The sequence below is a fragment of the Kitasatospora sp. NPDC033851 genome, assembly GCF_055576085.1.
Genome location: NZ_JBVIRL010000020.1, coordinates 177,416 through 198,866, shown reverse-complemented (window position 1 = coordinate 198,866; position 21,451 = coordinate 177,416). Strand labels below are relative to the sequence as shown.

The following is a 21,451-nucleotide window of genomic DNA, read 5'->3' as shown; positions in this document are numbered from 1 at the left end:
TCAAGACCCGCACCCTCTACGACGAGGCGACCGCCTGGTCACACCACGCCCAACCCATTGCCGCTTGACACCCAACGACATGGGGTGTCTGACCTTTCAGCCCGGTGTTGGTCGCCGGGGCCATCCTCTGTTCTCTCAGTTTGCTTGCTTAATCTCCTTTCTTGTCGATACGCTCTAACTAGAGAGAGGGGACGCCATGACTGAGACAGTCGAGGTGGACACGCAAACCTACCAGTCGCTGGAGTTCGCGGCCCGCATCAGCGGCTGTACGGCAGGCGAGGTGGTGGCACGGCTGGTGGCCGCCGCCAGCATGCCCACGGCTGCCGCGAGGGAGAAGACGGAGCAGCCGGAAGCGGCGAGCGGCGTGACGGTGTACGCGGATTACGAGGGACACCGCACGCAGGGCTGCTACGACCCGAGGACGACGCGCATCGACATCACGTCGGGGCCGCTCAGTGGGCAGAGCTTCAAGTCGCCGACCGGTGCGGCCCGTGCCGTGGTGGCGCACTACAAGCCTGGGGTCAGCCCTAACCGCAACGGCTGGTCGTTCTGGGTGCTGGATGACGGCTCTGGGAAGTTCCTCCAGAGCATCCGGGGGACGTCGTGAGCAGCGAGGCGGAACGGCAGTTCCACCGGGACATGGTCCTGGCCTGGAGCGCCTCAAGCGGGAGATCTGCTACAACGCGACCCGCTTCATGGAAATGGTCAGCGAACTGGGCGGTGCCGAAGCCGCCCGCCAGTTACTACGCGGGCGGGACGCTTCGGACGGCTTCACCACCCTCTGGGAACACGGACGGCTGGAGATGAGTGTCGAGGCGCATGTGCTGCTGCCGTGGTACCGGGAGCTGTTCACCGATGAGCAGCTGGAGACCGCCGAACGGCGGCTGCGCGAGCACCGATTCGACGTCGAGCGGTTCGTGCGCGCATCCACACAATCACCCCCGGCGTGGGTCGCATCAGACCCATCCCAGATCGGCTGATCCATATCCGCTACCTGCATCCTCTGCGGCTCCGCCGATACCCTTACCGGCGAGCATGTGCTCGGAGACTGGCTGATCGGCCATGACCTTGATCCGGTGCCGCACGGTACTGGTTGGCTGAACCGCATTGGGCGCGAACTCGGCGTGTGCCCGCCCTACCCGCCGTCCCCACGCACCGTTACTGCGAAGGTGCTCGGAGGGTGGCGATTGCTCACGCAACGCCGATAGAACGAGTGCCCGTCAGGCGTGGAACTGCGCGTTCCCACAGCGGCCAGTGCTCATCGAGTCGTGGACCCTACATGCGGGGAGGAACCGTCCTCGGCCGCGTGGCATCCGCCGGTGCCGGTGCCGCGCGGCCGGGGCACGCCGCCGGCAGCCGTGGAGCGGGGTGCGGAGGAGGATGAGCGCGGTGCTCGGGAGTCTGATCGCGGTCCTCGGCACCCTGCTGGGGGCCCTCAGCACCCACCTCTTCCAGCAGCGGGCCGCCGCGCGGACCGAGGCGAGGGCACGCGAGGAACTGCTGCGCCAGGAACGCCTGGCCGCGTACAGCGGGTTCGCCGCGGCCGTGACCGAGCTCAAGCGGGCGGTCGTCACCGTATGGCTGCGTCGGTCGGACCCGCTCGCCTGCGGACCGGCGCTCGCCGAGGCCGACCGGCTGGGCGCCCTGGCCGAGACGGCGCGGTTCCGGCTGCGACTGGTGTCCGGCCGTCCCGAGCCGCTCGCCGACGCCGCGTTCGCGTGCGTGGGGGCGTTGCCCGAGGCGGTCGACCCGGTCGAACTCAAGGACCGGGAAGCCGAGTTCGAGGCAGCGGTCGCAGCGTTCATCGCCGCCGCCGCGGAGCGCCTCGCGGTCGCGCCCCACCCGAGGCCGTAGCCGACCGGGCGGTTCGTGCTCGGACAGTGTGCTCGGATTTCGTGCTCGGATTTCGTGTACGGAGTTCTTGCTCAGACGGTGCGCAGCCAGGTCTCCAGAGCGGTGAAGTCCGCTGCGGTGAGGCCGCGTTGGGGGTTCACCCGGTGGAGGAATGCGCGGGCCGGGGAGTGGGTCGCGACCCAGCGGCGGTCCGCCTCGGTGATCTCGTCGTCCAGCCAGGCGAACGGGCGGTCGGCGGCCCGGGCCACCAGCGTGCGGGTCTTCCAGTGCACGCCGCCCGGCTCGTCCTGCTCCTCCAGCGGCCAGTCCACGACGGGCAGTTGCGGAAGACCCAGCCACGGTGCCAGGCAGTCGTTGGCGTCCTCCAGCCAGGTCGTCGCCCACACCAGGTCGCAGCCAAGACTCAGCAGGCGCGGCCCCAGCGCAGGGTTGGCGCGGGTCACCAGGGGGTTCCCGCCCGGCGTCGCGCCGGAGCCCGACGGGCTGCGGTAGGTGGGGTAGCCGCCCGGGGGAGGGGAACCGAAGGGGATCAGCGGTCCGTCCACGTCGAGGAAGAGCAAAGGGCGGTCGGTACCGGTCATGGCGGCACGATAGCGGGCGCCACGGGCGGCCTGACGAGCCGATCGGCGACCCGGCCTGGATAGGGTGCGCCGGGATCTCGTAGGGTGGCGCGCACGGAGTGTGGTGGCAAGCACCACACAGGCAAGGGCATCAGACGCCGCGGGGCGGCGGGGCGGGGCGGTGACCAGGAGATGGCGGAGACGACAGCGGTTTCCGGAGGCCCCGACCCGGCAGCGGACTCGGGCCCCTGGGACGCCGTACCGCCACCCCCGCGCGTCCCGTCCGAGGAGCACCCGCCCGGGCCCGCCGCGCTCTACGAGCCGCCGCCAGCACCCCCGGCCGTACCGGCTCCGGTGCCCACTGCGGCGCCGGCTCCTACTCCCGTCCCGGCGCCCGCTTCCGCGCCCGCTCCGGCTGCGCAGCAGCCCCTGCAGGTGCCCACGCCGCCGCTCGCCCCTCCGGCGGGTCCGCCTGCCGGTCCGCTTGCCGGTCCGCCTGTCGCGCCACCCGTTGCGCCGACCGGATGGACGCTCACCGGCCTGCCCGCCGCAGGTGCGGCGTCCTCGGCGACGCCGCCGCCGTTCCCGGTCGCGGGCGGAATGCCGGGTGGCATGCCGGGTGTGGCCGCCGGCGGGCTCGGTGGTCTCGGTGCCGCGCCGCGCGGACGGATCCTGGTGATCGAGGGCGGGTACGGCAACTCCGGCCGCCGCACCTGGGGCCGGGGCGGCCCGACCCAGGCACCGGTGCTCTCGGCGATGCTCGCCGCCGTCTCGCCGCAGGTCCTGCTCGCCGCCGACGCGGTGGACGCCGTCCACCTCCCGGGCGCCAGCGACCCGCACACCGTCCTCGCCCACCTGCGGGCCGCCTCCCGGCACCCCGGGCCGCTACTGGTGCACGTGGGCGGCCACGTGGTCGCCGACAAGCGCGGCGGCCAGCTGCAGCTGACCCTGCGCGACGCCAGGCAGGACGGCCTGCCCTGGCAGGCCATCGCCGCCGAGCTGAGCCACCGCCCGGCCGAGTGGCAGACCCTGGTCATCGCCGACCTGAGCGCCGACCAGAACGCCTGGCCGTACCTCCAGGGCACCGTCTCGCCGCTCAGCGAGGGCATCCCGCTGTGGGCCGTCGTCAGCCCGGACCCGGAGCAGATCGGCACCTTCACCCGCGCCCTGATCGAGGCACTGCACGGCGGCCGGCCCGGCGCGGGCGAGGTGATCGCGCCCGAGCAGCTGCGGCAACAGGTGTACTCGGTGCTGCGGCCGGACGTGGTCATCCTGGCCACGCACGCCCCGGACCGTCCGTTCTTCCGCAACACCGCCCGGCGCGGCGACGGCCCGGTGGCCGACCTGCCGCCGGTGACGGACGTGGTGCCGCTCACGGACGCGGTGCCCGCGTTCCCGCCGCCCGCGGCACCACTGCTGCCGCGTCCGGCGCAGCCGCAGGACGACGTCGCCGCGTGGCCGGTACCGGCCCCTCCCGCCGCTCCGGTGGGCGTCGGCGGCCCGGTGAGCCTCGTCAAGCCGGGCGTGCCGCCCACCCCGCCCCGGCCGGCCCGCCCGGTCAGCCTGCTGAAGGCGGGCGAGTCCGTGGTGGCACCGGGCGTGACCCTGCGCAAGGCGACCCCGGCCGACACCGCGCCCGAGGACACCGTGCCCGAGGACACCGTGCCCGAGGAGATTGCGCCCGAGGACACCGTGCCCGAGGAGAATGCGCCCGAGGAGATTGCGCCCAAGGTCGGCGTCACGCTCCTCAAGGGCCGGCCGGAGGCACCCGACGCCGTAGTCGAGGCCGAACTCCCGCAGGTGGAGGACGCGGTGGCGGCCGCGGAGGCCCTGGCCTCGGAGACGGCCGAGGTTGCCGACGTCGCGGAGACGCCGGAGGGCGCCGAGAAGACGGCAGAGGAGGCCGAGGAGACGGCCGAGGCCGTGCAGGAACCCCGGGACGCCGTCCCGGCCGAGGCCGCGCCGACCGACGAGGCGCCGACCGGCGAGGTCGCGGCCGACGAGGTCCCCGCCGACGCCGTGCCGCAGGACGAGGTGCCGACCGACGCTCCGCCCGCTCCGGGGGAGGCTCCCGCCGATGCCCTGGTCGATGGCCCGGCCGAAGCCCCCGCTGATGCACCGGCGGCCGGCCGACCCCGCGCGGACTACCGCGAGGTCATCGGACGGATCGTCCGCAGTGCCGACGCCGGGGACCATGCCGCCGCGACCGACCTGGCCTTCGCCCTCGAACTGGAGGCGATCGCCGAGCACGGCGCCGTCTCCGAGCCGGTCCTCCAGGTGCGCCAGGTACGGGCGCACGTGTGCCGACTCGCGGGCCGCCCGGCCGAGGCCGCGGACATCTACCGCGAGGTGGCCCTGACGCTGCTCCGCTCGCAGGGTCCGGAGCACCCGGAGACCCAGCAGGCGGCCACCAACGCCGAGGCCTGCTGGCGCTCGATCACCGACCGCGCGGAGGCCATCCGCATCGCCCCGGAGATCATCGAGCTGCGCGCCTATCTCCCGGGTCCCGAGGGCCGCAAGCTCCGCGCCGCCGAGCGCTACCTCGCCCAGCTGGCCGCCACCGGCTGACGGGTAACCGAAGACAGCTGACAGCTGACAGCGGCCAGCTGACAGAGAACAGCAAACAGAAAACAGCGGACAGCTGACAGATTTCGAAATCTGTCAGCTGTCCGCTGTCGTTTGTCAGCTGTGCGGCGGTCCGGCCGTTCAGCCGTTCAGCCGCTACCGGCCGACCGAGCCGCTACCCGATCACCGACCGGCGATCGCGTGCACGAACTTGGCGGCGTCGATGGTGCCCAGGCCGCTGGCGAGGTCGTAGCCCGCGGTGGCGTTGTTGCCGGTGACTCCGCCCCAGCCGTTGTCGCCGTCCTTCACGTCCACGATGCCGCTCCACTGGCTCGGGAGCAGGTTCAGGCCGTACAGGCGCCAGTTGAGCTGGCCCAGGCGGTGGCCGGCGAGCTGGTCGGCGAGCGCGACGACACCCGAGAAGATCGGGGTGGCCTCGCTGGTGCCGCCGGTGAGGTGCCAGCCGACCGCGGTCGGGTCGTAGGACTCGTAGGTCCAGGCCCCGCCGTCGACCGCCGCGCTCATGCTGATGTCGGGCGTGCCGCGGTGGTTGCCGGTGACGTTGGCGACGCCGGCCTGGTACCACGGGCGCTCGAAGATGCCGGAGACGCCGCCGCCGCCGGCGCCGTAGTTGTCGTGCCACACCTTGTCGGCCGCGGTGCGCTTGCCGGAGTCGTCGAGGGTGAGCTGGGTGCCGCCGATGGAGGTGACCAGCGGGTCCGAGGACGGCCAGGAGTTGACCTTGTACGGGTACAGGTCGGTGCCGTTCTCCTTCGCGTCGGTGGCGCCGTTGTCGCCGGAGGCGGCGAGCACCGTGACGTTGTGGTCGGCGGCGGCCTGGAACGCGTAGCGCAGGTCGGTCAGCGACTTGAAGTCGCCCTTGTCGTACCCCGGGAAGGTGTTCTCGGTGGCGCCGAAGCTCTGCGAGATGACGTCGCCGCGGCCCGACTTGATCAGGCTCTTCTCGGCGTCCATCATCTCGGGCAGGCCGGTGGTGCCCTCGGTCTCGGCGACGCCGGTCTCGACCAGGACGATGTGCGCGTCGGGGGCGACCGCGTGGGCGTACTCGACGTCCAGGGTGGTCTCGCCAGCCCAGCCGGTGTGGTCGGGGTTGGTGGGGTCGAAGACGGGGACGTTACCCCACTTGACCACCTCGACGTTGGTGTCCGGGATGCCCCACTGCTTGTCGAAGACCTCCAGGTCGTGCTGGATGGTCGGCGAGCCGAAGGAGTCGACGATGACGATCGTGCGGCCCTTGCCGGTGATCCCCTGGTCGTACAGCGGGCTCAGGTTGTAGGCGGCGCGGTACTGCAGCGGCGAGTAGCAGTGGATGCCGATCTGGCTGACGCACTGGGTGGTGGTCAGCGGGGCGGGGCGCGCCTGGGCGTTGTGGTGCCCGAAGGAGGCGGGGCGGACGTGGACGCCCGTCAGGTTGTGCGAGGGGGCGGCGGTCGCGGCGCCGGCGGCCGGGACGGCGACGGTGCCGGCGGTCAGAGCGGTGGCTCCGACGGCGAGCAGCGCCATGGCGCGGCGGAGGGGAGCGGGGCTGCCCATGGAACTCCTTGGGACGCAGGGCCCGACCGGGTCCGGTCGGGTCGGTTGGGCCATCCCATCGAGTGCCACATGATCATGCCATAGTCATTTGGTGGGGTCATGTGATCACTACCATGGTCATGCTCGGCCACGAGAAAAGGTAAAGGCCGTCCCAGGTGAAGGTAACCATGCACCTGGAACGGCCATCTGATGACACGTCAGTCATATTCAATGAATATCAAGCGTATCCATTGACCCCGCCCGGTTCAACCCCCGGACTACCGCGCCCCGCCGTTGACGTACAGGGTCTGCCCGCTGACGTACGAGGCGTCCTCGCTCGCCAGGAAGGCGACCACCGACGCGATCTCCTCCGGCTGCCCGACCCGGCGCAGCGGCGTACGGGCGGCGACCTCGGTCTGGTGGTCCTCGGCCGTGCTGCCGACCCGCTCGGCGGTGGCCGCGGTCATCGGGGTGGCGATGTAGCCCGGGGCGACGGCGTTGACGTTGATGTTGAACGGCCCGAGCTCGATGGCCAGGGTCGCGGTGAGGCCCTGGATGCCGGCCTTGGCGGCCGCGTAGTTCGCCTGGCCCCGGTTGCCGAGGGCGGAGCGCGAGCTGAGCGAGACGATCTTCCCGTACTTCTGCGCCACCATGTACTTCTGTGCGACGTGGCTGCAGTTGTACGCGCTGGTCAGGTTGACCGTCAGCACCGTGTCCCAGTCGGACTTGGGCATCTTGAAGAACAGGTTGTCCCGGGTGATCCCGGCGTTGTTCACCAGGATGTGCACCCCGCCGAGGTCGGCGGCGATCTGCGCGAACACCCCCTCGACGGCGTCGTAGTCGGCCACGTCGCAGCCGTACGCCCGGGCGGTGCCGCCCTTGGCGGTGATCTCGGCGACCGTCCCGGCCGCCCGCTCGGCGCTGAGGTCGACCACGGCGACCGCCGCGCCCTCCTCGGCCAGCAAACGGGCGGTGGCCGCCCCGATGCCCTGTGCCGCGCCGGTCACCACGGCGACCTTGCCCGCGAAACGCGTCATGTGAACTCCTTGGAAGAGTGTGTCGGCTGCCATCTGCTGTCTGTCCGCTGTCAGACGTTCTCGACCAGCACGGCCGTACCCTGCCCCACGCCCACGCACATGGTGGCCAGGCCGCGCCGGGCGCCGGTACGGCGCATCCGGTGCAGCAGGGTGGTGAGGATGCGGGCGCCGGAGCCGCCCAGGGGGTGGCCGAGGGCGATCGCCCCGCCGCTGGGGTTGACCAGCGCGTCGGCCTGCTCGGGGTCGAAGCCGATGCCGTCGGCGGAGGCCAGTGCCTGGGCGGCGAAGGCCTCGTTGAGCTCGGCGGTCTCCAGGTCCGCGAGCGACCAGCCGGCCCGCCCGAGCACCTTCGCCGTCGCCGGCACCGGGCCGATGCCCATGACGTCCGGGTGCACCCCGGCCGAGGCGCCGGCCACGTACCGGCCGAGCGGCTGCAGCCCGAGGTCGCGCAGGGCCTCCTCGCTGACCAGGACCAGTCCGGCCGCGCCGTCGTTCATCGGCGAGGCGTTCCCGGCCGTGACGGTGCCCCCGGTCCGGAAGACCGGCTTGAGCCCGGCGAGCTTCGCCAGGCTGGTGTCCTCACGGATGCTCTCGTCCTGGCTCACCGTCACCCCGTCCGGCCGTTCGACCGGGATCAGCTCGGCGTCGAAGTGCCCGTCCTTGCGGGCGGCGGCGGCCCGCTGGTGGCTGCGCAGTGCGAAGGCGTCCTGGCGCTCACGGGTGATGCCGTACCGGCCGGCCACCTCCTCGGCGGTCTCGCCCATGCTGAGCACGCCGTGCAGGTCGGCCATTCGGGGGTTGGTGAGCCGCCAGCCGAGCCGGGTGTCGTAGGTCTCCATCCGGTGCGGCAGCGCCTCGTCGGGGCGGGGCAGGACGAAGGGGGCGCGGGTCATCGACTCGCAGCCGCCGGCCAGCACCACGTCGGCCTCGCCGGAACCGATGGCCCGGGCGGCGAGGGTGACGGCTTCCAGGCCGGAGGCGCAGAGCCGGTTGACGGTGGCTCCGGGGACGGTCTCCGGCAGGCCGGCCAGCAGGACGGCCATCCGGGCGGCGTTGCGGTTGTCCTCGCCGGCCTGGTTGGCGGCGCCCCAGTAGACGTCGTCGATCCGGGCCGGGTCGAGGGCGGGTACGTCGGCGAGCAGGGCGCGCAGCACGGTGGCGGAGAGGTCGTCCGGGCGGACCGTGGCGAGCGCTCCGCGCAGCCGGCCGATGGGTGTGCGGCGGGCGGCGGCGAAGTAGACAGGACGCACGTCGTCGGGCTCCTTAGCGAAGAGGGTGGGTCAGAAGGCGTTGACGCCGGTGAGGGCGCGTCCGATGAGCAGTTGGTGGATCTGGCTGGTGCCCTCGTAGAGGGTCATCACCCGCGCGTCGCGCAGGTACTTGCCGACCGGGTACTCGTCGATGAATCCGTACCCGCCGAACACCTGGAGCGCGTTGTTGGCGGCCCGGACGGCGGCCTCGCTCGCGTAGAGCTTGGCGACGGAGGACTCGGTGGCGAACGGGAGGCCGCGCTCGATGTGGTCGGCGACCTTCCAGGTGAGCAGCCGGGCCGCCTCGACGTCCACGGCGATGCCGGCCAGCAGCTCCTGGACGAGCTGGTGCGAGGCGATCGTCCGGCCGAACTGTTCGCGCTCGCCCGCGTAGCGGACGGCGGCCTCCAGGCAGGCGCGGGCGATGCCGACGCAGCCGGCCGCGACCGACATCCGGCCCTTGGCCAGCGCGGCCATCGCGACCGTGAAGCCCTTGCCGACCTCGCCGAGCCGGGCGCTGTCCGGCACCCGGACGTTCTCGAAGGAGAGTCCGGCGGTGGCCTGGCCGCGCAGGCCCAGCTTGCCGTGGATCTCGGTGCGGGTGAAGCCGGGCAGATCGGTGGGGACCAGGAAGGCGGTGATGCCCCTGTGCCCCCGCTGCTCGGGCTCGCTGCCGCCGGTGCGGGCGAAGACCAGGGCGACGTCGGCCCAGGTGCCGTTGGTGATGAACGTCTTGGCGCCGCTGATCAGCCAGTCCGAGCCGTCCCGCACCGCGCGGGTGGTGAGGTTGGCGGCGTCCGAGCCGGTGCCGGGCTCGGTGAGCGCGAAGCAGGCGAGCGCCTCGCCCGAGGTGAGCCGGGGCAGCCAGTGCCGCTTCTGCTCCTCGGTGCCGAAGCCGTTGATCGACTTGCCGACCAGGCCGAGCGAGACCGAGACGATCCCGCGCACGGCCGAGTCACCGCGCCCGAGCTCCTCCAGGACCAGGCAGTACGCGAGGTGGTCGCCGCCGCTGCCGCCGTACTCCTCGGGGATGGTCAGGCCGAGGAAGCCGACCTTCGCCAGTTTGCCGATGATCGCGCGGTCGACGGACTCGGCGCGATCCCACTCGGTGGCGTACGGCACGATCTCGCGGTCGGTGAAGGAGGCGGCGAGGTCCCGGACGGCGCTCTGCTGCTCGGACAACTCCAGGTTCACGGCGGCTCCCGAATCCCGTGTCCAGGGTCCGGGCGAGGTCCGGACCGATTAAACTAGCGCTGCAAGTTTTCTGGGGGGACTGTAGCCCCGCCCGGCCCGCGCTGGGAAGAGGCACCTGCCAGAATCGGTCCCCAGCACACCCGACCGGAGGAACCGGAGGCAGCCGCCGAGATGGCCCGTCCACGCACCCCGCTGCTCAGCCGCGAGCGCATCGTCGCCGCTGCCCTGCGGCTGATCGACGACGAGGGGCTGGACGCCCTCTCCACCCGCCGCCTCGCCACCGAGCTGTCGGTCAGCGGGCCCTCGCTCTACAACCACTTCGCCACCAAGGACGAGCTGCTGGACGCGGTGGTGGACAGCGTCATCGGCGAAGTCGACCTGTCGATGTTCGGGAGTGTCGGGACCACCGGAACCGTCGGGACTCCCTGGCCGCAGGCACTGCGCGACTGGGCCCGTTCCTACCGCGCCGCGCTGGCCGCCCACCCCAACATCGTCCCGGTCCTCGCCCAGGGCCCGGGGCGGCGGCCGAACGCGCTGCGCCTGGCCGACGCGGTCTTCGGTCACCTGGTCGAGACCGGGTGGCCGCGCGGCCAGGCGACCAGGATCGGCGCGCTGATGCGCTACTTCGTCACCGGCTCCGCACTGGCGTCGTTCGCGGCCGGCTTCCCGGCGGACGCCGAGGTCTACGACGCGGCCGACTACCCGCACCTCGGCGAGGCGCACCGGCTGGCCGGATACCGGGGGGCGGTCGACGAGGGCGCCTTCGAGACCGGCTTGGAGGCCCTGCTGGACGGGCTCGCCCTGCGCTTCGAGCGGCTCCCGGCACGGCCCTGACCTCGCGGCGCCGGCATCGCTACCAGGGCTCGCGCGGGACGAAGGCCGGCCGCAGCGCCGGGTCCACCGGGTCGTAGTACCGGTGGTAGACCGGCGTCAGCCCGCCCGAGACCGGGGGCACGATCCAGCTCCAGTCCGCCGGGGTCGTCCGGCCGAGCCGCTTCTCCTGGGCGACGTGCTTGAGGAAACGTTCCGACTCGGTGTGGTGGTCGGCGATCGTCACCCCGGCCTCCTGGAAGGAGTGCAGCACGGCGATGTTGAGCTCGATCAGCGCGCGGTCGCGCCAGAGCGTGCGGTCGCTGGAGGTGTCCAGGCCCAGCCGTTCGGCGACGGTGCCGAGCATGTCGTAGCGGTCGGCGTCGGCGAGGTTGCGGGCGCCGATCTCGGTGCCCATGTACCAGCCGTTGAACGGCGCGGCCGGGTAGCGGACGCCGCCGATCTCCAGCGTCATGTCGCTGATCGCGGGCACCGCGTACCAGCGCAGCCCGAGGTCGGCGAACCAGCCGTACTCGGGGTGGCTCAGCGGCACCTCCAGCGTGGTGCCGTCCGGCAGTTCGTACCGTACGGGCCGCTCGCCCGGCCGCTCCTGGACCAGCAGTGGCAGCACCTCGAAGCGGTCCTCGGCGCACTTCCAGCCCAGGTCGCGGGCGCGGGCGGTGAGCGCGATGCCGGCCGGGTCGCCGACGACGGCCTCGCCGACCCGGTGGCCGGCGTAGCGGACCAGCTGCTGGTTGAGGATGCGGGTGGCCGGGCGGCCCGGGCGGTCGGGGGCGAACACCGAGACCACCGGGCGGATCCGGCCGCCGTTGCCCGCCAGCCGCAGGTGCTCGAAGCACTCGGCGGCGATGTCGTCGGCCGAGGTGAGGTGGCGCAGGTCCCGGACGACCAGGCTGCGCCAGTAGAGCCGGCCGATGCACCGGGCGGCGTTGCGCCAGGCGAGCTTGGCACCGTAGGCGAGTTCGGCGGAGGTGTGCCGGTAGCTGCCGGTGCGGTCGATCTCGTCGAGAACGGCGCGCAGCCGCGGCTGCGGGTCCCCGGAGGCGGGCTGTTCGTGGTGGAACTGCCGGATGAAGTCGGCGGCCTGGTCCGGGTCGGTGAACGGCGGCGGCGCGGGCACGGCCGCGGTCGCGGACGCGGTCAGGGGGTCCTGGAACGCCTGGCCCTGGTACGCCTGGTCCCGGAAGGCCTGGGCCTGGTACGCCGCCGGGTCTGGCCTGCCGACGTGGGCCTGCGGCTGCTGGTGCGCGTGGTCGTGGGCGTACGGGCAGCCGCCGGTCATGGTGGCGGCCGCGGTTCTGCGGGTGCGAAGCCGGTTGAAGATCAAGGACACATCCCTCCTGTCGCACAGGAGTACCGGAGGTGTCCGGTCCACCGCAGAGAGTGAACGATTCGGCCCCCGCACCCGCGCGGAGCGCGCTAGGGTGCGGGGGCCGAAGGTCAGACTGTCGGATCAGCCGATGTTCCGGCTGTCAGCCCATGTCCTCCAGTCGGACGCCCTTGGTCTCCTTCAGGTACTTCGCCACGAAGGGGACGGACAGCGCCGCGAAGGCGGCGTAGATCAGGTAGGTCGCCGACAGGTTCCACCGCGACATGGACGGGAACGAGACGGTGATCGCCCAGTTGGCGATCCACTGCGCGGAGGCGGCGACGGAGAGCGCGGCGGCGCGGATCCGGTTCGGGAACATCTCGCCGAGCATCACCCAGACGACCACGCCCCAGGACATCGCGAAGAACAGCACGAAGGCGTTGGCGGCGATCAGGGCGACGGTGCCCTGGAGGTCGGGCAGGGTGAGGTTGTCGCCGCTGCCGGTGGCCGAGGAGAACGCCCAGCCGGCCGTGCCGAGTGCGACCGCCATGCCGACCGAGCCGATCAGGGCGAGCGGCTTGCGGCCGATCCGGTCGACCAGCACGATCGCGATCACGGTGCCGAGGATGTTGATGACCGAGCCGATGAAGCTGATCATCAGCGAGTTGCTCTGGTCGATGCCGACCGACTGCCACAGGATCGACGAGTAGTAGAAGATCACGTTGATGCCGACCAGCTGCTGGAACACCGACAGGCCGATGCCGACCCAGACGATCGGCAGCAGGCCGAAGCGGCCGCCGAGCAGGTCGCGGAAGCGCGGGCGGTGGTCGGAGTCGATCAGCGTCCGGATCTCGGCGATCCGGGTGTCGGTGTCCACACCCTCGCCCTCGACCTGGGCGAGCACCTTGCGGGCGTCGGCCAGGCGGTCCGCCTGGATCAGGTAGCGCGGGGACTCGGGGATGACCGAGGAGAGCACGAAGTAGACCGCGGCGGGGACGACGCAGATGCCGAGCATCCACTGCCAGGCCTCCAGGCCGAGCAGTTGGCCGCGGGTGTCGCCGCCGGCGGCCTGCGCCAGCATCCAGTTGATCAGCTGGGATATCGCGATGCCGAGCACGATCGCGGCCTGCTGGAAAGAGGCCAGTCGGCCGCGGTACTTGGTCGGCGCGACCTCGGCGATGTAGGTCGGGGCGATCACCGAGGCGATGCCGATGGCCGCGCCGCCGAGGACGCGCCACAGGGCGAGGTCCCAGGCGGAGAAGGGCAGCATCGAGCCGACGGCGCTGACCGCGAACAGCAGCGCGCCCGCCTTCATGACCTTGATGCGGCCGTACCGGTCGGCGAACCGGCCGGCCAGTGCCGCGCCGATCGCCGAGCCCAGCAGGGCCGAGGAGACGATCAGGCCGGTCACGCCGTCGCCGACGCCGAACTTCGCCTGGATGCCGGAGACGGCGCCGTTGATCACGGAGCTGTCGTAGCCGAACAGGAACCCGCCGAGGGCCGCGGCGGCGGTGATGAAGACGACGAAGCCGAGGCGGCCGGGCGCGGGGTCCTCGACCGCCCCGGAGGGCTTCTGGGTGACGCTCACGATCTGACTCCTGGTACTCAACGCTGAGCTCGGTCGCCGAGATCGTAACCCTTATTCATTTAACTCTTGTAGGCCGGGGGCTCAATTTTCGCTTCGAGAATTCGTAAGGTGAACAAGCAAATTGAGCCACCGGGCCACCGGGCCACCGGGCCACCGCCGCGGGCCGGGCTCCGCCGCGGGCCGGGCTCCGCCTCGGGCCTGGCCGCCTGAGTTCGGGGCGGTGCCGCTCACGCCGGGGCGGAGAGCGAGAGCCCGAACCGGCCCTCCGGATCCGTCCACCAGTGGCTCAGCCGCAGTCCCGCCGCCGCCAGCTCTCCGGCCACTCGCTCGCGGCGGAACTTGGCCGACACCTCGGTGCGCAGCTCCTCGCCGCGGGCGAAGTGCACCGGCAGGTCCAGGGCCGGGATCTTCACGGTCTGCGAGCGCAGCGAGCGCAGCCGCATCTCGACCCACTCCTGTTCGGCGTCCCAGCGCGCGACGTGCTCGAAGGCGTCCGGGTCGAAGTCGGCGCCCAGCTCGCGGTTGAGCACGTTGAGCACGTTCCGGTTGAACTCGGCGGTCACCCCGGCGGAGTCGTCGTAGGCGGCGACCAGCACCGCCGGGTCCTTGACCAGGTCGGTGCCGAGTAGCAGGAAGTCGCCGGGGTCGAGGGCGGCACGCAGGCTGCGCAGGAAGGCGGCGCGCTCCTCGGGCAGCAGGTTGCCGAGGGTGCCGCCGAGGAAGGCGACCAGGCGCGGGCCGCCCTCGGGGGGCAGTCCGAGCCGAGCGGTGAAGTCGGCCAGCACGCCGTGCACGGCCAGGCCGGGGTACTCGCCGGCGAGCGCGGAGCCGGCGGTGGTCAGCGCGCTCTCGCTGACGTCCACCGGGACGTACGTCTCCAGGGTGTCGAGTGCGCGCAGCGCGTCCAGGAGGAGCCGGGTCTTCTCGGAGGAGCCGGAGCCCAGCTCGACCAGGGTGTGGGCCCGGGTGGCGGCGGCGATCTCGCCGGCCCGGGCGGTGAGGATGGCCCGCTCGGCGCGGGTCGGGTAGTACTCGGGCAGCCGGGTGATCTCCTCGAACAGCTCGCTGCCCCGCGCGTCGTAGAACCACTTCGGCGGCAGCCACTTGGGTTCCGAGGTCAGGCCGTGCTGCACGTCCTGGCGCAACGTGGTGCTGAAGTGGTCGGCGGGCAGCAGTCGGGTGAGCTCGAAGGTGTCCATGACAGGGTGGTTCCTCTGTTCAGAAGATGAAGGGAGGGTGGAGGGTCAGTAGTGACTGGGGAGCCGACGGACGGTGACGCCGTGGCCGCCGACCAGCAGCAGCGAGCCGTCCGGCACGGGCGTCCAGCCCGGTCCGTCGTCGTACGGCTCGGAGGCCACCACCGTCCCGAGGTCCGGCAGGGTCCGGTGGTGCAGGGTGTCGCCCCAGGTGGTCGCGGCGAGCGCGGTGCTGTCGGTGAGCAGCAGGTTGAGCCGCCCGGTGGTGTGCGCGGCGACGTCCGCGACGGTGCCCGCCAGGGCCTCGTCGAGCTCGGCGCCGGCCCGCAGCCGGTGCAGGGTCAGGGCCCACAGCAGGGCCGAGTCGGTGCGCGCCTCCAGCTCCAGCAGCTCGGCCGACGGGAGCAGCGCGGCCAGGGCGTCCAGCTTGCCCGGCCAGCCGGCCACCGCGCCGTTGTGGCTGAACAGCCAGCGCTCGGCGGCGAACGGCGCGGCCGCGCTCTCGCCCGCCGCGCAGCCCTCGGTGGCGGAGCGCACGGCGGCCAGCAGCGCGCGGGTGCGGACCACCCGGGCCAGGTCGGCGAAGGTCTCGTCGGCCCAGATCGGCCCGGTCCGGCGGTAGCGGGCGGGCACCTGGTCACCGTCCGCGTACCAGCCGAGGCCGAAGCCGTCCACGTTGACCGTGCCGAACCGCTGCGTCCGGGGCGCCCAGGACTGCCGGTACAGCCCGTACGGCGGGTGCACCAGCAGCTCCTGTGGAGCCACGGGCTCGCCCAGGTAGGCGATGTGGCGGCACATCAGTCGCGCTCCGCGTCGCGGGCGGTGCGGAACCCGGCGAAGATCTGCCGCCGGATCGGGTAGTCCCAGTTGCGGAACGTGCCCCGGCAGGCGACCGGCGCCACCGCGAAGCAGCCGCCGCGCAGCACCTTGTACTCGGGGCCGAAGAAGACCTCCGAGTACTCCCGGTACGGCCAGGCCCGGAAGCCCGGGTAGGGGTGGAGGTCGTCGGCCGTCCACTCCCACACGTCGCCGATCAACTGCCGTACGCCGTACGGGGACTGTCCCTCGGGGTAGGAGCCGGCCCCGGCCGGGCGCAGATGGCGCTGGCCCAGGTTGGCGTGCTCGGGGCCGGGGGTCCGGTCGCCCCAGGGGTAGCGGCGGGAGCGGCCGGTGACCGGGTCGTGCCGGGCCGCCTTCTCCCACTCCGCCTCGGTCGGCAGCCGCCGCCCGGCCCACCGGGCGTACGCGTCCGCCTCGTACCAGCTGACGTGCAGCACCGGCTCGTTCGGCTCGACGGGCTCGACTGCGCCGAAGCGGCGGCGCAGCCACTCGCCGCCCTGGCGCTGCCAGAACAGCGGGGCGGTCAGCCCGGCGCGCTGCCGGTGCGTCCAGCCCTCCGGCGTCCACCAGCGCGGGTCGTCGTATCCGCCCTCGGCGATGAAGCGCTGGTAGGCGGCGTTGGTGACCGGCGTGGTGTCCAGCAGGAAGGCCGGCAGGTCGACGGTGTGGGCCGGGCGCTCGTTGTCCAGCGCCCACGGCTCGGTGTCCGTTCCCATGGTGAACGGTCCTGCGGGGATGAGGACTTCGGCGGGCAGCGTGGCGGCGTCGACGGGTGCGGGCGGCGGTGGGGGAGCGGCCAGGGCCGGCGCGCCCCTGCGGAGCTGATGGGTGATCAGCATCGTCTCGTCGTGCTGCTGTTCGTGCTGCGCGATCATCCCGAACGCGAACCCGGCCTCCAGCAGCGGCGCGCCCTCCAGCGGGCTGGCGGCGAGCATGTCCAGCACCCGGCCGCGCACCTCATGGGCGTACGCGCGGGCCTCGGCGGGCGGCAGCAGCGGCAGGCTGGGGCGTTCGGCCCGGGGGTGCTGGAAGGCGTCGTACAGCCCGTCGATCTCCGGGTGCATCGGGTCCCGGCCGCCGACGTTGCGCAGCAGCCAGAGCTCCTCCTGGTTGCCGATGTGCGCGAGGTCCCAGACCAGCGGGGACATCAGCGGGGAGTGCTGGGCGGTGAGGTCGCCGTCCTCGACGCAGTCGGTCAGCGCGGCGGTCCGGGCGCGGGCGGCCGACAGCTCGGCGGCGATGGTCTCGCGCAGGTCCTCGATGCCGCGGGGTGCCTCGATGCCGCGTGCGGCCTCGGAACCGCGGTCTTCGATGCCGCGATCCTCGATCCCGGGTGCTGCGCCGACCTCCTGGGCGGGGGCTGCGGTCGGGCCGTTCGGTCGGACGTCGGTCATGGGGCGGCCTCCTCCGTGGGAGTGCGTCGGGTGCCGGAGCGCAGGGCGTCCAGCTGGTCGTCGGCCGGACAGCGGCCGCGCGCGGGGTAGCGCTCGGCGAACTCGGCGACGGCGGTGCGCAGCCGCCCGGCACCGGGCAGGCGGCCCAGTGCGGCGTCGGCGGCGGCGAAGCAGGTGAGGGCGGCGCGGCGCAGTTCGGGGTCGGCGACCGCCAGGGTGGCGGCGCGGCACCAGACGTCGTTGCGCGGCGGTCGCGGACCGTCCGCGCACGCGAGGGGCTCCAGCGCGGCCAGCGCGGCATCGGCGGCCACCGGGTCGTCCAGCAGCGCGGTGACCAGCGCGGTGACCACCGTCCAGCCGTCCCCGGGCTGGGCGTCGATCATCCGCAGCTCCAGGTGGCCGCGCGGGCGCACCGGCGGGAAGAGGGTGGTGCGGTGGTAGTCCAAGTCGGCGAGGGTGGGCGGTCGTTCGCCTCCGCCGCGGATCCACTCACGGAAGGTCAGCCCGGGCGGGACCGTCCACGGCAGTCCCTCAGGCCGTTGCATGCACAGCACTTCGGCGTCCAGTACGTACCGCGCCCAGGCCTCGCGCGGGTCGCCGTGGTCCGGCTCCGGGGCCAGCGTGCGGGTCGGGTCCATCCGGGACCAGACGGTCTGCCGGGTCGACCGGTGACCGGTCGGCCTGCCGTCCAGCAGCGGGGAGTTGGCGAAGGCGGCGACCAGCACCGGGCCCAGCCGGTGGACCAGCTGCCAGCGGCGCTCCACGGCGTGCGGGCCGTCCGCTTCGCCGGCGTCCAGGCACACCTGCACCGACGCGGTACCGGTCATCATGATCCGGCCCCAGGGCCCCGCGGAGTCGAAGAAGCGCTCCATCGCGAGGTAGCGGGGGTGGTCCAGCACCATCCGTCGGGGGCGGGCCAGCGGGTCCGTCCCGGTGCCGGTGAGTCGCAGGCCCTGTGCCGCGAAGGCGGCCCGCAGGGCGGTCAGATCGCGTCGGGTGTCGTCGACGCAGGCCAGGAGGCCGGTGGCGGGCGGGGAGCTGAGCTCGACCTGTCCGCCGGGTTCGAGCGTGAGGCGCGAACCGGAGGGGAGCGAGGTGCCGTCGGTGCCGCCGAGGGGCAGCGACTCCAGTGCGGCGTGGATCAGTTCCGGCCGGACGGGCCGGGTGGGACATCGATCGTCATGGACGAACCACTCGACCTCGACACCTACCAGTCGGGGCGGTCCGATCTTGAAACAGACACCCGACACGTGGCTGCGCGCCCCCGATTCGGTCAGCGGGGTCACCCCCGTCGGGGGCGGTGGTGCGCTCTGCCGGTCGGGCGGAGTGGTGTGGGATATGGGTATCACCGGACTCACCATCCTCGGGATCACGATTGCGGCCCGGTCTACTTTGCCCAGTCTGCTACGGAGCATGCGGGGGCGCTCCGCAAAAATCGTGTGAACGTTGGTTTCCGCAGGTCAGGGGCGTGGCGAACGGGTGATTGCGGGGTTTTGGGCGGCTTGTACGCGAGCGCGTACACGGGGTGCGTGACCCCGGCATGTGCCGGGGTCACCCGAGGTCGAGCCGCTCCAGCCGCGCCAGGACGGTGTCCAGCACCGGGCCCGACAGGGCGTAGTTCAACCGCAGCGCACCGTGGCCGCCGGAGCCGAACTCGGCGCCGTCGGAGGCCTCCAGGCCGCAGCGCTCCAACAGGGCCTGCCGGGCGGCCGTCGGCGGCAGGCCCAGGGTGGCGGCGTCCAGCCAGAGCAGGTAGGAGGCCTGCGGGGCCGAGCGGACGGCGGGCCCGAGCCGGTCGGTGAGCCGGGTGCGGGCAGCGGCGAGGTGGGCGAGCAGCGCGTCCAGCCACGGGCCGCCCTCGCACAGCGCCGCCCGCTGCACGGTCTGCTCCAGCAGGCCGCCCTCCCAGAGGCCGTAGCCGGCCAGTGCGTCGGCGAACCGGGTGCGCAGCCCAGGGTCCGGGACGAGGGCGAAACTGCTGGGGATGCCGGAGCAGTTGAAGGTCTTGCCGACGGAGTTGAGGGTGACGACGAGGTGCCGGTGCGCCGGGTCGACGGCGGTCACGGCGACGGGGTGGCCCCGGCCGGGGTGGGTGGGGTCTGGATGGGCGATGCCTGGGCGGGCGATATCCGGGTGGGCGATGTCCGGGTGGGTGAGGTCGCCGTGCACCTCGTCCGAGACCAGCAGCGCGCCCGCCTCTGCCGCCCGCTCGGCCAGGCCGCGCAGCTGGTCGGCGGGCCAGACCCGGCCGGAGGGGTTGTGCGGGCTGCTGAGCAGTACGGCGGTGGCGGGCCCGGGGAGCGGGCCGTCCGGGAGCCGGTAGCCGCCGGGGCCGAGGGGCAGGGGCAGCTCCCGGTACGCGACGCGCGCGGCGCGGCAGAGCTGGGCGAAGCCGCCCCACTCGGGGGTCGGGAAGAGGACGGGCGGCTGTGGCCGTCCGGGGTCCGGCCGGACGGCCTCCAGCAGCACGCGCAGGGCGGTGCGCGGGCCGCAGGGCAGCAGCAGGACCCAGTCCGGATCCACGTCGACGCCGTGCCGGGCGCGGTACCAGTCCGCCACCAGCGGCCGGCCCGCCGGGTCGCACACCGTGTAGCCGTACGCGCGGTGGCGGGCCCGCTGGCGCAGGGCCTCGGCGATGGCGGGCGGGCCGGGGAGGTCCATGTCGGCGAGGCCCATCGGGACCACCCCGGGGGCGCCGCCCGCGCGTGCCCACTTGCTGCTGCCGGTGCCGGTGCGGTCGAAGGGGGCGTCGAAGCCGAAGGCGAGGCGGCCGGCTGAGCCGATAGGGCCGGTGGGTGTGGCGGGCGTGGCGGGTGTGGTGGGCGTAGGGGGCGTGGCGGTCATGGGCGGGCCTCCGGTGCGTCGGGACGCTCCGGCCACGCTAGTCCCGGCGGGGCCGTCTCGTCCCACGGTTCGGGCGCAGGGTGGGCGGATCACCGGACGGCCCGTAGGCTGCCCGGCGGCTCGCGGCCGGTGAGGCACGGGGGCGCAGACGCGGGGACGCACGGGGAGAGGGGCAGCGAGGATGGCGGCGACGGTACGGGGGACGGTCGATGAGCAGACCGACCAGGGCGAGGAGGTCACGCTGTTCGTGGCACGGCGGGTGGAGCCGGGCTACGAGAAAGCCTTCGAGCGGTGGGCGGAGAACATCCTCGCCGCGGCCACGGAACACGCGGGCAACCTCGGCACCGGGCTGCTGCGTCCGTCCGGCCCGGACGAACCCTGGCACCTGCTGCTGCACTTCCGGGACGCCGAGGCGTTCCGTTCCTGGCAGACCTCCCCGGTGCGGGCAGCCTGCTTCGCCAAGGCGGACGGCCACCACCACGAGGTCCATCGCCACGAGATCCACGGGATGGAGGGCTGGTTCGCCACCACCCCGGGCGCCGCGCAGCGCCGACCGCCGGTGCGCTGGAAGATGGCGGTGGCCTCGACGATCGCCATCGCGCCGTTGGTCGTGGTCTCCGCGGTCGTGCTCGGGCCGCACCTGACGGGCCTGCCGGTGGCCGTCCGACCGCTGGTCACCGCGCCGCTGATCAGCTTGCTGATGACGTACGCGGCGCTGCCGGTGGTGACGCGGGCGCTGCGGCGGTGGCTGTTTCCGGGGGCGAAGGGGTGAGGGGCGGCGGGTGTCGGCGGGCGAGCGGGGGCGACGGGCGGACGGATGTCAGCCGACAGACGACAGACGACAGGCGACAGCGAACAGATGACAGCTGACAGATTTCGAAATCTGTCAGCTGTCATCTGTTCGCTGAAAGTTGTCAGCCGTCATCCGTCACCCCCGCCCGCCGCCAGGTACGCCGCGAGCCCCCGCCGCCCCCGGCGCATCATCACCGCGTGGTTGGCCCGGAAAACCGGGTGCAGCGGAAGGGCGAGCCGGCGCAACAGCGCCGAGCCGGGCCGGGTGTCCTCCTCGAACAGCACCCGGCTGCCCGCGCCGCCCGCGCCGCCCGAGCTGCCTGCGCGGCCCGCGCCGTCCCGGTCGGCAGCGCAACGCGCCCGTCCTGCGCCGTCCGCCGTCACCGTGAACCGGGACCACCCGGTGAGGTCGCCCCGCATGGTTGCCTCCAGCACCCCGGCGGCCGGGTCGCGCCGGCTCGCCTCCAGGCCGATCACCAGCCGGTACGGCAGCAGCGCGCGCACCACCACCTCCCCGGAATCCTCGCCGGTCGGCCGGGCCTCGCGGATCTCCGGCCACCACAGCGGATAGCTCCGTACGTCCGCCAGCGCCGCGTACACGATGTCCGGCGGCGCCGCGAGCCGCCACATGCCCCGGAAACGGTAGTGGTTGGGGTCCACTGGT

The 21,451-nt window shown here is 73.1% G+C and carries 19 protein-coding genes; 6 read left to right on the top strand and 13 right to left on the bottom strand.

Translation table 11 applies throughout. The annotated features are described in order from the left end of the window. Positions 1-196 precede the first annotated feature (196 nt). The 3 genes from ACZ51D_RS31860 to ACZ51D_RS31850 all read left to right on the top strand — a co-directional run bounded on the left by ACZ51D_RS31860 (position 197) and on the right by ACZ51D_RS31850 (position 1,854). On the top strand, positions 197-607 hold the full coding sequence (locus tag ACZ51D_RS31860) for a hypothetical protein (RefSeq protein WP_465664225.1): 411 nt from the start codon (positions 197-199) through the stop codon (positions 605-607). A 94-nt stretch (positions 608-701) separates the two neighbouring features. After that, positions 702-980: a hypothetical protein gene (locus tag ACZ51D_RS31855; protein ID WP_465664224.1), complete on the top strand. Its 279-nt coding sequence runs from the start codon at positions 702-704 to the stop codon at positions 978-980. 400 nt (positions 981-1,380) lie between these two features. Further along, complete coding sequence (locus ACZ51D_RS31850) at positions 1,381-1,854, top strand: hypothetical protein (RefSeq protein ID WP_465664223.1); 474 nt, start codon at positions 1,381-1,383, stop codon at positions 1,852-1,854. A 71-nt stretch (positions 1,855-1,925) separates the two neighbouring features. On the opposite strand, the gene ACZ51D_RS31845 is transcribed toward ACZ51D_RS31850, so the two are convergent. Further along, entirely contained in the window at positions 1,926-2,435 is a 510-nt protein-coding gene (locus ACZ51D_RS31845; protein WP_465664222.1) for an HAD domain-containing protein, read from the bottom strand. Between the two features lie 591 nt (positions 2,436-3,026). Here ACZ51D_RS31845 and ACZ51D_RS31840 point away from each other — a divergent pair. Beyond that, positions 3,027-4,982 (top strand): hypothetical protein, encoded by a 1,956-nt coding sequence (locus tag ACZ51D_RS31840; RefSeq protein WP_465664221.1) that lies wholly within the window; start codon positions 3,027-3,029, stop codon positions 4,980-4,982. Between the two features lie 180 nt (positions 4,983-5,162). Here the strand turns inward: ACZ51D_RS31840 and ACZ51D_RS31835 are convergent, their stop codons facing one another. The 4 genes from ACZ51D_RS31835 to ACZ51D_RS31820 form a co-directional block, all read right to left on the bottom strand. Further along, positions 5,163-6,533, bottom strand: coding sequence for a S53 family peptidase (locus ACZ51D_RS31835; protein ID WP_360489903.1), 1,371 nt, complete (start codon positions 6,531-6,533; stop codon positions 5,163-5,165). Positions 6,534-6,790: 257 nt separating this feature from the next. Next, positions 6,791-7,549 (bottom strand): 3-oxoacyl-ACP reductase FabG, encoded by a 759-nt coding sequence (gene fabG, locus ACZ51D_RS31830; RefSeq protein ID WP_465664220.1) that lies wholly within the window; start codon positions 7,547-7,549, stop codon positions 6,791-6,793. Positions 7,550-7,599: 50 nt separating this feature from the next. Continuing rightward, positions 7,600-8,799 (bottom strand): thiolase family protein, encoded by a 1,200-nt coding sequence (locus ACZ51D_RS31825; protein WP_465664219.1) that lies wholly within the window; start codon positions 8,797-8,799, stop codon positions 7,600-7,602. Between the two features lie 30 nt (positions 8,800-8,829). After that, entirely contained in the window at positions 8,830-9,993 is a 1,164-nt protein-coding gene (locus ACZ51D_RS31820; RefSeq protein ID WP_465619839.1) for an acyl-CoA dehydrogenase family protein, read from the bottom strand. A 171-nt stretch (positions 9,994-10,164) separates the two neighbouring features. On the opposite strand from ACZ51D_RS31820, the gene ACZ51D_RS31815 reads away from it, so the two are divergent. Then, positions 10,165-10,827 (top strand): TetR/AcrR family transcriptional regulator, encoded by a 663-nt coding sequence (locus ACZ51D_RS31815; protein WP_465664218.1) that lies wholly within the window; start codon positions 10,165-10,167, stop codon positions 10,825-10,827. 19 nt (positions 10,828-10,846) lie between these two features. Here ACZ51D_RS31815 and ACZ51D_RS31810 read toward each other — a convergent pair whose 3' ends face one another. The 7 genes from ACZ51D_RS31810 to ACZ51D_RS31780 all read right to left on the bottom strand — a co-directional run bounded on the left by ACZ51D_RS31810 (position 10,847) and on the right by ACZ51D_RS31780 (position 19,995). Further along, entirely contained in the window at positions 10,847-12,157 is a 1,311-nt protein-coding gene (locus tag ACZ51D_RS31810) for a nitric oxide synthase oxygenase (RefSeq protein ID WP_465664217.1), read from the bottom strand. Positions 12,158-12,296: 139 nt separating this feature from the next. After that, a complete protein-coding gene (locus tag ACZ51D_RS31805; protein WP_465620012.1) occupies positions 12,297-13,724 on the bottom strand; it encodes a sugar porter family MFS transporter in 1,428 nt (475 codons plus the stop codon). Between the two features lie 224 nt (positions 13,725-13,948). Next, the gene (gene egtD, locus ACZ51D_RS31800; RefSeq protein WP_465664216.1) at positions 13,949-14,920 is read right to left on the bottom strand and encodes an L-histidine N(alpha)-methyltransferase; all 972 of its coding nucleotides are present in this window, start codon (positions 14,918-14,920) and stop codon (positions 13,949-13,951) included. Positions 14,921-14,965: 45 nt separating this feature from the next. After that, a complete protein-coding gene (egtC, locus tag ACZ51D_RS31795) occupies positions 14,966-15,715 on the bottom strand; it encodes an ergothioneine biosynthesis protein EgtC (RefSeq protein ID WP_465664215.1) in 750 nt (249 codons plus the stop codon). Continuing rightward, positions 15,715-17,151, bottom strand: coding sequence for an ergothioneine biosynthesis protein EgtB (gene egtB, locus ACZ51D_RS31790; RefSeq protein ID WP_465619844.1), 1,437 nt, complete (start codon positions 17,149-17,151; stop codon positions 15,715-15,717). The genes egtC and egtB overlap by 1 nt, the downstream gene beginning before the upstream one ends. Beyond that, a complete protein-coding gene (gene egtA / locus ACZ51D_RS31785) occupies positions 17,148-18,401 on the bottom strand; it encodes an ergothioneine biosynthesis glutamate--cysteine ligase EgtA (RefSeq protein WP_465619846.1) in 1,254 nt (417 codons plus the stop codon). Before egtA ends, egtB begins: the two co-directional genes overlap by 4 nt. Positions 18,402-18,702: 301 nt before the next feature. Beyond that, positions 18,703-19,995: an aminotransferase class I/II-fold pyridoxal phosphate-dependent enzyme gene (locus ACZ51D_RS31780; protein WP_465664214.1), complete on the bottom strand. Its 1,293-nt coding sequence runs from the start codon at positions 19,993-19,995 to the stop codon at positions 18,703-18,705. Positions 19,996-20,176: 181 nt separating this feature from the next. Here ACZ51D_RS31780 and ACZ51D_RS31775 point away from each other — a divergent pair, with 181 nt between their 5' ends. Continuing rightward, a complete protein-coding gene (locus tag ACZ51D_RS31775; protein ID WP_465619850.1) occupies positions 20,177-20,767 on the top strand; it encodes an antibiotic biosynthesis monooxygenase in 591 nt (196 codons plus the stop codon). Between the two features lie 149 nt (positions 20,768-20,916). Here the strand turns inward: ACZ51D_RS31775 and ACZ51D_RS31770 are convergent, their stop codons facing one another. Next, complete coding sequence (locus ACZ51D_RS31770) at positions 20,917-21,447, bottom strand: SRPBCC family protein (protein ID WP_465664213.1); 531 nt, start codon at positions 21,445-21,447, stop codon at positions 20,917-20,919. Positions 21,448-21,451 lie beyond the last annotated feature (4 nt).